This is a genomic window from Streptomyces sp. NPDC002537, assembly GCF_053594975.1.
In genome coordinates, this window is record NZ_JBSFWT010000078.1 from 23953 (window position 1) to 34413 (window position 10461).

Here is a 10461-nt window from a genome sequence, read left to right on the forward strand (position 1 = left end):
TCCGCGGCGGCTGATCCGGCCCTCGACGACGGCCCGGCGGAACCTCCGGTGCGCCTCACGCCCGTACGGGCACGAAGCGCACCGGAGTGCCCGGCACCGCCTGCGCGGCGGCCGCCAGCGACGGCCCGGGGACCACGCCGATGACGGGGTAGCCGCCGGTCGTGGGGTGGTCGGCGAGGAAGACGACCGGCCGCCCGTCCGGCGGGACCTGGACGGCCCCGAGGACCATTCCCTCGCTGGGGAGTTCGCCCTTCCCGACGCGCGTCAGGGGCGGCCCCTCCGTCCGCAGGCCGATGCGGTTGCTCGCAGGCGACACCCGGTAGCCGCCCGCGGCCAGCGCGCGCGGCGCGTCGGGGGCGAACCAGTCGTCGCGCGGCCCGAGGACCACCGGCAGCACCAGGCCGTCGACGGGCGGCCCGGCCCACGGCACCGCGTCCGCGCCGCAGGGCGGCCCGCAGGGCGCCCCCAGGGGCAGCACGGCCCCGTCGGCGAGCGGCTCCGGACCCAGGCCCGACAGCAGGTCCCGGGAGCGGCTGCCGAGCACGGGCGGCACCGCGACGCCACCGCCGAAGGCCACATAGGCGCGCAGCCCGCCGACGGCGGCGCCGACGTCCAGCACGGCCCCCGCGGGCACCCGGACCGGCGCGCCCCACGCCACCGGGCGGCCGTCGACCCGCACCGGGCAGGGCGTGCCCGTCACGGCCACGGTCACCGCCCGGTCGGGCCGTACGGCACAGCCGTTGACGGTGGTCTCCAGGGTGGCGCACTCCGCGGGATTGCCGACGAGGCGGTCGGCGAGCCGGTGCGCGGGCTCGTCGAGGGCGCCGGAGCGCCCCACTCCGAGGTGCGCGTGACCGGGGCGCCCGAGGTCCTGGACGGTGGTCAGCGCCCCGGCGCGGACGACGGTCAGGGCGTTCACGCGACCACCTCGAAGCGCACCCGTGTGCCGGGGGAGAGCAGCGCCGCCGGTGTCCGCCCGGTGTCCCACAGGACCGTGTCCGTACGGCCGATGAGCTGCCAGCCGCCGGGGGAGGAGCGCGGGTAGACGCCGGTGTACGGGCCCGCCAGGCCGACCGCTCCGACGGGGACGGCGGTGCGCGGCGTCGCCCGGCGCGGCACGTGCAGCCGCTCCGGCAGCCCGGTCATGTAGCCGAAGCCGGGCGCGAAGCCGCAGAACGCCACCCGGAATTCGAGGCCGGAGTGGATGCCCGCCACCTCGTCCTCCGCCACCCCCCACAGGGCCGCGACCTCGGCGAGGTCGGCGCCGTCGTAGCGGACCGGCAGGACGACGGGTTCGCCGTCGGCGGCCGTGAGCGGCGGCACGGTCCAGCCCGCGAGTTCGGCGGCGAGGGCGCGCGGCTCGGCGAGGCCGTCCAGCAGGACGGTGCGGGCCGCCGGGACGATCTCCCGTACGGGCGGCAGGGTGCCCGCGGCGCGGCGGCGCAGCAGATCGGCGTGGAGCGCCTGGGCGCCCTCGCCGGTGGCGACCTCGACGAGCAGCGCGTGCCGCCCGACGGGCAGGGCGCGCAGTTCCACTGCGGACGCGCTCACGCGAAGGCCACCACCCGGACACCGGCCTCCTCCAGGGCGGCGCGCACCCGGCGGGCGAGTTCGAAGGCACCGGGGGTGTCGCCGTGCAGGCACAGCGAGCGGGCCCGTACGGGCACCTCCTCGCCGGTCAGGGCGGTGACGGCGGACGTGCGGGCCAGCCGGACCGACCGGGCCACGACGGCCTCGGGGTCGAGGACCACGGCCCCGGGCGTCCGGCGGGGGACGAGGGCTCCGGCGGCGGTGTACGCGCGGTCCGCGAACGCCTCGGCGACCACCGGCAGCCCGGCCCGTCCGGCGGCCTCGTGCAGTTGCGAGCCGGGCAGCCCGAGGACGGGCAGCGCGCCGCCCGCGCGCAGCACGCCGGAGACGACGGCCGCGGCCTGCTCGGCGTCGGTGACCGTGCGGTTGTAGAGCGCGCCGTGCGGCTTCACATAGGTGACGTCCGACCCGGCCGCCCGTGCGAAGGCGCGCAGCGCGCCGATCTGATAGGTGATCTCGTCGGCGAGCTCGTCCGGGGGCACGTCCATGGCCCGCCGCCCGAAGCCGGCGAGATCGCGGTACGAGACCTGGGCGCCGATGCGCACGCCGCGCTCGGCGGCGCGCTCGCACACCCGGCGCATGGTCGACGGGTCGCCCGCGTGGAAGCCGCAGGCGACGTTGGCGCTGGTGACGACCGACAACAGGGCGTCGTCGTCGGTCAGTTCCCAGCGGCCGAAGCCCTCGCCGAGGTCGGCGTTGAGATCGAGGACGGGGCGGGTGCCGGTGCCGTCCGGGGTGTCAGGGGCGTCCGGTCCGGTCCCCGTGGTCTCTCCGGTCATGAGACGGCCTCCCGCATCGCGTCGAGGATGAGCTCCCGTGCGTCATCCAGATAGGTGGTCAACTCGGCCTCCGCGCGGCCGTACTCGCCGTCGTCGAGCAGCGTCGCGAGCACGCGGTTGCGCGCCAGGAACGGCTCGTGGAAGCGGCGCGGCGAGGGCATCGAGTGGAAGGCCAGGCGCAGTTCGGCCAGCAGCCGGTCCATGGCGGAGTCGATGCGGGCGCTGCGGCTCAGCGCGGCGAGCGCCCGGTGGAAGCCGATGTCGGCCGAGCCCACCGTCTGCCAGTCGCCCTCGGCCGCGGCCCGTTCGGCCCGGCCGACGGCCTCGCCGACGGCGGCGCGCAGGGGCGGCGGGGCGGTGGCGGCGGCCCGTACGCCCGCGGACTCCAGGGCCGCCCGCACCCGGTAGATGTCCGTGACGTCGGCGGGTTCCAGGACCCGGACGAAGACGCCGCGGTTGAGCCGGTGCACGACCAGGCTCTCGTGGACGAGCAGCCGGAACGCCTCGCGCAGGGTGTTCCGCGAGACCCCGAGCTCGCGGCCCAGGGCCTCCTCCGACAGTTGGGTCCCGGGCGGCAGGCCGCCGGCCTCGATGCGGTCCCGGAGCGCGTCGGCCGCGCGCTGGGCGGTGGACAGTGCCAAGGCATCTCCCACAAGCCTCTTGAGGATTGTTGAACAATATCTTAGCCTCCTCGCCAGTCACCCCACCCGATCGTGTGGGGTCCGGGTCCCCGGAAGGCAGGGCGCGTGATCGTTCTCCTGGGCGTCCTCGTGGTCGTGCTCGGCTTCGCCACGAGACGCAATCCCCTGCTGGTGGTCGGCGGCGCCGGCGTTCTCACCGGCCTCCTCGGCGGTCTGTCGCCGCAGCGCGTCCTCGCCGCCTTCGGCGAGGGCTTCGCCTCCAGCCGCTCGGTGACGATCTTCGTGATCACCCTCCCGGTCATCGGCCTCCTGGAGCGCTACGGACTCCAGGAACAGGCCCGGCGGCTGATATCCCGCTTCGGCGCCCTCACCGCCGGCCGCTTCCTCGCCCTCTACCTCCTGCTGCGGCAGCTCACCGCGGCCCTCGGGCTCAACAGCGTCTTCGGGCACGCCCAGACCGTCCGCCCACTGGCCGCCCCCATGGCCGAAGGCGCCGCGGAACGCCTCCACGGGCCGCTGCCCGACAAGGTCCGCGAGAAGCTGCGCTCCTTCGCCGCCAGCGCCGACAACGTCGGGCTGTTCTTCGGCGAGGACGTCTTCCTCGCCGTCGGCTCCATCCTGCTGATCACCGGCTTCGTCAACTCCACGTACCACACCCACCTCGAACCGCTCGACCTCGCGCTGTGGGCGATCCCCACCGCCCTGTGCGCCCTCGCCGTCCACGGCTGGCGGCTGCTGCGCCTGGACCGCACGCTGCCGCACACGGTGGCCCGCAAGCCCGAGGGGGCCGTCAAGTGATCAAGGCGGAGTGGTTCTACTGGCTGGTCGGCGCCATCTTCCTGCTGATGGCCGCCCAGATGCTCACCGACCGCACCAACCCCAAGCGCCATGGCACCGCCGCTTTCTGGGGGCTGCTCGGGCTCGGCTTCTGCTACGGCACCTGGGTCGCCGACAGGTCCGCGCCCGCCGAACCCCTGGGCGTCGCCGCCCTCGTCATGATCGGCCTCGCCGGATTCGGCTTCACCGGCCGCGGCGCGGCGCGTACGGCCACCCCGGAGCAACGGGCGGAGAGCGCCCGGCGCCTCGGCAACAAGCTCTTCGTGCCCGCGCTCACGATTCCCGTGGTCGCCCTGATCTGCGCGGTGGGCGTCAAGAAGCTCTCCGTGGGCGGCGGACCCGTCCTCCAGAAGGGCAGCGAGACCATCCTCGGGCTCGGCATCGGCGCCGTCGTCGCCCTCGTCGTCGGCATGGTGCTGCTGCGCGAGCGGAACCTCTCCACCCCGCTGCATGCCGGGCGCTCGATGCTGGAGACGATGGGCTGGGCGATGCTGCTGCCCCAGCTGCTCGCCACCCTGGGCACGATCTTCTCCGTCTCCGGCGTCGGCGACCAGGTCCGCAGGATCACCACCTGGGTGCTCCCGGACCACTCCCTCTACCTCGCGGTCGTCGTCTACTGCGTCGGCATGTTCCTCTTCACCGTCGTCATGGGCAACGGCTTCGCCGCCTTCCCCGTGATGACCGCCGCGGTCGGCTGGCCGGTCCTCGTGGTGCAGGAGCACGGCAGTGCGCCCGCCGTCCTCGCCATCGGCATGCTGGCCGGATTCTGCGGCACCCTGGTGACTCCCATGGCCGCCAACTACAACGTCGTCCCCGCCGCGCTGCTGGAGCTCAAGGACCAGTACGGGCCCATCAAGGCCCAACTGCCCACCGCCGTCGCCCTGCTCGGCTGCAATGTGGTGATCATGGCACTGTTCGCCTTCTGACCGACCTCATCCGTCTTCTGAACGATCCACTGAGATTTTCGAGCAGCTTCGAGCAGCTTCGAGCGGGGGAGCCGCGCATGACCCGAGTACTGCTGACCGGATTCGAACCCTTCGACGGAGAGGCCGTCAACCCGTCCTGGGAGGCCGTCAAGGCGGCCGTGGCGCGGCCGCCCGAGGGCATCGACCTGAGCGCCGTCCGGCTGCCCTGCGTCTTCGGCGACGCACTCGGCGCCCTGCGCGCCGCCGTCGAGGAGACCGGACCCGACATCGTCCTCTGCGTCGGACAGGCGGGCGGCCGCCCCGACATCACCGTCGAACGCGTCGCCGTCAACCTCGACGACGCCCGCATCCCCGACAATTCGGGCGCCCGGCCCGTCGACGCACCGGTCGTCCCCGGCGGCCCGGCCGCCTACTTCGCCACCCTCCCCGTCAAGGCGTGCGTCGCCGCCGTGCGCGAAGCGGGCCTGCCCGCCTCCCTCTCCCACACCGCGGGCACCTTCGTCTGCAACCACGTGTTCTACGGGCTGATGCACCTCGCCGCGACCGAACGCCCCGGCCTGCGCGGCGGGTTCGTGCACGTACCGTACGCGCCGGAACAGGTCACCGACCGGGCCCTGCCGTCACTCCCCGTGGCCGCCGTCGCCGACGCGCTGCGTGTGATCGCGGTCACCGCGGCCGGGCGCACCACCGACATCCACGCCGTCGGCGGCACCACACACTAGGACGTGACGGGCATTTCGCCCGTGCCGTTTCGTCCGTTGTCGGTGGGACCGCCTACTCTGTGCGACGTGACTTCTCCAGCCCCGGCGGCAGCTCCGTCCCAGCTCAACGGGCCCTCGCGGCCAGCCCCGGGCCCGGCCGCCGACGAGGGCCTGGCCCGCAGGCTCCGCGCGCTCGCCTGCACCGCGCCCCTGCACGACCTCGACGCGCGCAAGGCCAACCTCGCGGGGGAGTACGGCGGCTACGCCATGGCCGAGGTGGCGCTCGCCGCCATCGACCTCGTCACGCTCAACATGGACTTCGACACCGGGGCCGACCACGAGCAGATAGTGTCCCGGCTGCTGCCGCGCGTCGCCGCGCAGGCACCGGAGCGCCCCGCGAGCGAGCACGAGCGCGTCGCCCGCTGGGTCCTGGAGAACCTCATCAACGTCGGCAGCGTCGACCGGGGCTTCCGCGCCGTCTACGGCACCTTCGGCCCCGACGGCGCCTACGTCCGCCGCGACTACGACTTCAAACTCCTCGAAGAGGTCCCCGGCCACGGCGGCACGGTCTTCCTGCGCACCACCGACGAAGCGGTCAACGTCCTCGTCGGCGCCCTCGACACCGACGTCACCAGCGCCCAGATCGCCGCCGAGGTGAAGCTGGAGGTCCTCATCAGCCGGGGCCGCCTCGCCGACGCCCAGCTCGCCGCCGAGCAGGCCCGCTACCGCACCGTGCAGTACGCGGAGACCCTCCGCAAGACCCTCGACGCCACCCGGCGCAACGTCCGCGCCGTCGACTGGCTGCGCACCGTCCCCGACATGATCGCCGAGGCGCTCGACCACGTCGCCGACCGCTACCGCCACGAGAACGCGATCCTCACCAACATCCGCAAGGCGCGCGACGAGGCGGAGACCGGCAGCGATCCCAAAACGGCCGAGCACAAGCGGCGCGCCGCCGAGCTCGTCGACATCGTCAAGGACTGCATCCGCCGCCACACCCAGCTCCAGTCCCGGCTGCTGGAAGCGGGCCCCCTCTTCCGCGCCGAGCAGGACCGGCAGGCCTTCGCGCCCGGCATCGCCCGCTCCGGGCTCGACCTCTACGGCCAGCTCCTCGCCCCGCTGCTGCCGCTGCCCGTCGAGGACGCCGCGCGGGTGACGGACGCGTTCTTCGCCAAGGGCACGGGCCTGCGCACCCCCGTCTCCGTCCGCGTCGGCGACCTGGTCGAGATGCTGCTCACCCCGCCCGCCGAGCGGGAGCACCTCGGCGCGGAGATGCCCGAGCCCGACCTCATCACCACGCCCGACGACAGCCGCTTCAGCGAGGCGCAGCTCGCGAGCGCCATGGAACTGCTCGACCTGCCGGCCGACGCGCCCCGCCGCCTCTCCGGGCTCCTCGCCGACGCGCGCCGCCGCGACCCCGAACTCCCCTACCTCGTCGCCCTCCTGGCCGTCCACGCCGCGAGCCCCGCGGTCGGCACGGCCTACCGCCAGGGCGAGCAGTCCCTCCTCTTCGCCGTCGACGACGGCACGGAGCTGGACGACCCGGAGTTCGGCGGCGCGGACCTCATCGTCGGCACGGCCCTCCTCGACGCGGCGGGCATGGCCGCGGATCGCGAAGCGGCGTCATGAGTGGGTTCATGACGCCGCGCGGGCCGGACCGCCCGGGTCGGGCCGCCACGGTGGGCCGTCCCCCGTCCACCGTGCGCCGGTGTGCCGACGGCAGCGTCCCGCTGTGGCGGGGAAGTACCGCCGGACCGGCTGCGAGCGGCTGCGCGTCGCGTCGGGGCCGGGGCAAGGCTGCCGCCGTGGGCCGTCCCCCGTCCACAGCGCGCACCGTCCCGCCATGGCGCCGGAGCACTCCGGCGGTGCCGTCCGGTGCCGTCCCGGTCGTCGGCGTTCCGCTTCGGTCGGGTGGTGCGCTGCCCGTTCACGAGTGGCCCGGGGTCGCCGGGGGCGGGAGTGCCTTCGGCGCTGCCTGGCTTCGCCGTCAGGCGTTCCGTGCCGTATCGGGGTCCTTCGGTACCGGACGGGGGAGTGCTCCGGCGGAGCCGTCCACCGCCGTTCCGGTCGTCGGCGTTCCGCTTCGGTCGGGCGGTGCGTTGCCCGTTCGTGAGCGGTTCGGGGCCGCTGGGGGCGGGAGCGTCGTCCGCCGTCGCCCCGGCGGTGCCGGAACCCGCCGTCGGGCGTTCCGTGCCGTATCCCGGTCCTCCGGTACCGGACGGGGGAGCTCCCCGGCGGTGCCGTCCGGTGCCGGGCCGGCCGTCAACTCGCAGCAGCACTCACAGGAGCAGCAACCGTGACCGAGTACGACATCGACGACCCGGCGCAGCCGGAGCCCGTACCCGGCGGCGAGCCGGAAGCGCAGGGGAGCGGGGGCACCCCGGCCGTCACCCCGGCCGACGCCGCGGACGCGGCCCGGCTGGTGGCCTTCGGGCTCCAGCCCAAGCTCCAGCCCGCCCGCGACGCCGAGTACGCCGAGCTGCTGCGCCGCCACCGCGACGACCCCGCCTTCGCGCGCCTCGTGGACGCCGTCGCCGCCGGGCTCGGGCTCGTCGTGCTGGAGGTGTCCACCCGCGCCGGGATGGCCGTCGCCGCCGCCGAGGACTCCGTCTTCGCCGTCCGGATGGGCGACTACGCCCGCCGCACGGCCGTCGACTCCGCGGACCGCTTCCTGCACGGCCTCGCCCATCTCGCCGTCGCCGCCATGGCCTTCCCCCGCCCCGAGGACCTCGCCGACGACGGCTACATCGGCCGCATCACGGTCAACGGCGTCGACGCGTTCGTCCGCCAGGCCTGCCGCAGGCTGGAGGAGCGCGCCGCGGAGCAGGGCGAGAACACCGACCCCACCAGCGACGCCCCCGGACTCGAAGCCGCCTGGCGGGTCTACGCGCGCCGCAGCGCGACCGGCGCCACCAAGGACGCCCGCCGCCTCGCCGGGTCCACCACCGGCATCATCGCCAAGGCCGTCGCCTTCCTCGTCGACTCCGGTTTCCTGCAGCGCACCGGCGACGACGCCGGCGGCGCGTACCGCACCACGGCCCGCTATCAGCTCCAGGTCCGCGACATGGCGGGCACCGCGGCCATGTCCGAGCTGCTGGAGCTGGGCGTCGTGCCCGTCGGCGACGGCAGCGCGACCCTGCTGCCGCCGGACGGCGCCGACGCCCTCGACCTGGTCGCCGACGCCGGCCTGCCGTTCTTCGAGCACAACTCCTGACCACACCGCCCGTCACGACCACCGCCCGTCACGACAACGAGAGTCCGCCATGTACGAGCTGTCCCGGGTCCGCCTCTACTCCATCGGGCCCGCCGGTGCGCGCTACGCCGACACCGTGCTGGACCTGCGGGGGGTCGGCGCGCCCGTGCCCTCCCCCGCGCCCGCGCAGGCGGAGTTCTTCGAGGACGAGCCGACCGGGCCGCCCCGCCGCCCCGCCCCGGCGGGCGTGCTCTTCCTGGAGAACGGCGGCGGCAAGTCCGTCCTCCTCAAGCTGATCTTCTCGGTCATGCTGCCCGGCCACCGCAACACCCTGGGCGGCGCCAGCTCCGGCGTGCTGCGCAAGTTCCTCCTCGCCGACGACTGCGGGCACGTCGCCCTGGAGTGGCAGCACGTCCTCACCGGCGAGTCCGTCGTCGTCGGCAAGGTCAGCGAGTGGCGCGGCCGCCAGGTCTCCAACGACCCGCGGAAGTTCGCCGAGGCGTGGTACTCGTTCCGCCCGGGACCCGGGCTCAGCCTCGACTCGCTGCCCGTCGCCGAGTCCACCGCCCTGCGCGCCGCCGACGGCGCCTCCGGCGCCCGCGGCCGCCGCCGCACGATGAAGGGCTTCCGGGACGCCCTCACCGAGGCCGGCAAGGCGTACCCGAACCTGGACGTGGTCTGGGAGGAGATCCACGAGCGCTGGAACGAGCACCTCGGCGAGCTCGGCCTCGACCCCGAACTCTTCCGCTACCAGCGCGAGATGAACGCCGACGAGGGCGAGGCCGCCGGCCTCTTCGCCGTCAAGAACGACTCCGACTTCACCGACCTGCTGCTGCGGGCCGTCACCGACACCCGGGACACCGACGGCCTCGCCGACCTGGTGCACGGTTTCGCCCACAAGCTCGGCCGCCGGGCCGAACTCACCGCCGAACGGGACTTCACCGCGGGCTCCCTCGACCTGCTCTCGCGCATCGCCGAGTCCACCGTCAAGCGCGACCAGGCACGCGGCGTGCACACGGCCGCCGAGCGCCGCACGCGCGCCCTCGTCCGCAGGCTGTCCGCGCGCGGCCACGAGGAGCGCGGCCGCACCGCCGGACTGGCGGAGCAGGTCGCCACCGCCGCGCACGCCGTCACCGACGCCGAGACCGAGCGCGGCCGCCGCTCCCTGGTCGCCGCCGAACTCGCCTACCGGCATGCCTCCCTGGCGCTCGCCGCCGCCGAGAAGGCCGCCGCCGCCCAGCGCCGCGAGCTCAACGACGCCCGTACGCTGCACTCCGCGTGGCAGGCTGCCGAGACTGTGCTGCGCCACCGCGCCGCCGCCGACCGCTCGGCGCGCGTCGCCGCCGCCATCCGCGAGGCCGAACGCGACGCCGCCCCCGCCCTGGCCGCCCGCGCCCAGGCCGCCACCGAGCTCGTACGGGCCCTCAACAGCGCCGCCGAGGAAGGCGAGCGGGTCGCCAACGAGGAGGAGGAGCGGTCCGCCGCCCTCCAGGAGGTGGGCGAGGCCGCCCACCGCGACGCCACCGCCGCCGCCACCGAGGCACAGCGCGCCCGCAGCGAGACGGGCCACCTCCGCCAGCGGCTGGCGGAGGTCGAGCAGGAGACCGCCGAGGCCGTCCGCGCCGGATGGCTCGACGACTCCGCCCCCGACGCCGACCCCGCCCGCGCCGCGCTCGCCGCCAGCGACGCCGAGAAGCCCGCCGTCGCCGCCCACGAGACCGCGCGCGAGGCCGCCCGCCAGGCCGCGGACCGGGCCAAGGAGGCGACCGCCGCCGAGTCCCGCGCCGAGCTGTC

General features: G+C 75.1%; 9 protein-coding genes and 1 pseudogene. 6 read left to right on the top strand and 4 right to left on the bottom strand.

Translation table 11 applies throughout. The features are described from left to right. Positions 1-55 precede the first annotated feature (55 nt). The 4 genes from ACWD4A_RS27910 to ACWD4A_RS27925 are packed head-to-tail and all read right to left on the bottom strand — an operon-like array spanning position 56 to position 3010. Positions 56-919: a 5-oxoprolinase subunit C family protein gene (locus tag ACWD4A_RS27910; protein WP_451198127.1), complete on the bottom strand. Its 864-nt coding sequence runs from the start codon at positions 917-919 to the stop codon at positions 56-58. After that, positions 916-1536, bottom strand: coding sequence for a 5-oxoprolinase subunit B family protein (locus ACWD4A_RS27915; RefSeq protein WP_451198142.1), 621 nt, complete (start codon positions 1534-1536; stop codon positions 916-918). The genes ACWD4A_RS27910 and ACWD4A_RS27915 overlap by 4 nt, the downstream gene beginning before the upstream one ends. Positions 1537-1547: 11 nt before the next feature. Beyond that, the gene (locus ACWD4A_RS27920; protein ID WP_451198129.1) at positions 1548-2369 is read right to left on the bottom strand and encodes a LamB/YcsF family protein; all 822 of its coding nucleotides are present in this window, start codon (positions 2367-2369) and stop codon (positions 1548-1550) included. Further along, positions 2366-3010 carry a GntR family transcriptional regulator gene (locus ACWD4A_RS27925; protein ID WP_451198130.1) on the bottom strand — a complete coding sequence of 215 codons (645 nt, stop codon included), beginning with the start codon at positions 3008-3010 and terminating at the stop codon, positions 2366-2368. The genes ACWD4A_RS27920 and ACWD4A_RS27925 overlap by 4 nt, the downstream gene beginning before the upstream one ends. Before the next feature lie 105 nt (positions 3011-3115). Between ACWD4A_RS27925 and ACWD4A_RS27930 the strand changes: the two genes are divergently transcribed. From ACWD4A_RS27930 to ACWD4A_RS27955, 6 genes and pseudogenes are all read left to right on the top strand, one after another. Beyond that, positions 3116-3808, top strand: coding sequence for a DUF969 domain-containing protein (locus ACWD4A_RS27930; RefSeq protein WP_451198132.1), 693 nt, complete (start codon positions 3116-3118; stop codon positions 3806-3808). Further along, positions 3805-4773, top strand: a complete 969-nt coding sequence (locus tag ACWD4A_RS27935; protein ID WP_451198133.1) for a DUF979 domain-containing protein — start codon at positions 3805-3807, stop codon at positions 4771-4773. The genes ACWD4A_RS27930 and ACWD4A_RS27935 overlap by 4 nt, the downstream gene beginning before the upstream one ends. Positions 4774-4850: 77 nt before the next feature. Further along, on the top strand, positions 4851-5495 hold the full coding sequence (gene pcp, locus ACWD4A_RS27940; protein ID WP_451198135.1) for a pyroglutamyl-peptidase I: 645 nt from the start codon (positions 4851-4853) through the stop codon (positions 5493-5495). Between the two features lie 66 nt (positions 5496-5561). Further along, positions 5562-7103 carry a hypothetical protein gene (locus tag ACWD4A_RS27945; protein ID WP_451198137.1) on the top strand — a complete coding sequence of 514 codons (1542 nt, stop codon included), beginning with the start codon at positions 5562-5564 and terminating at the stop codon, positions 7101-7103. 667 nt (positions 7104-7770) lie between these two features. Beyond that, on the top strand, positions 7771-8688 hold the full coding sequence (locus ACWD4A_RS27950) for a hypothetical protein (protein WP_451198138.1): 918 nt from the start codon (positions 7771-7773) through the stop codon (positions 8686-8688). Positions 8689-8737: 49 nt separating this feature from the next. Further along, positions 8738-10461 (top strand): annotated as a pseudogene (locus tag ACWD4A_RS27955) (hypothetical protein); the annotation flags it as partial.

Coding starts and splice junctions, on each gene's coding strand:
- pcp (WP_451198135.1), top strand. CDS start 4,851: ATGACCCGAGTACTGCTGACCGGATTCGAACCCTTCGACGGAGAGGCC.
- ACWD4A_RS27920 (WP_451198129.1), bottom strand. CDS start 2,369: ATGACCGGAGAGACCACGGGGACCGGACCGGACGCCCCTGACACCCCG.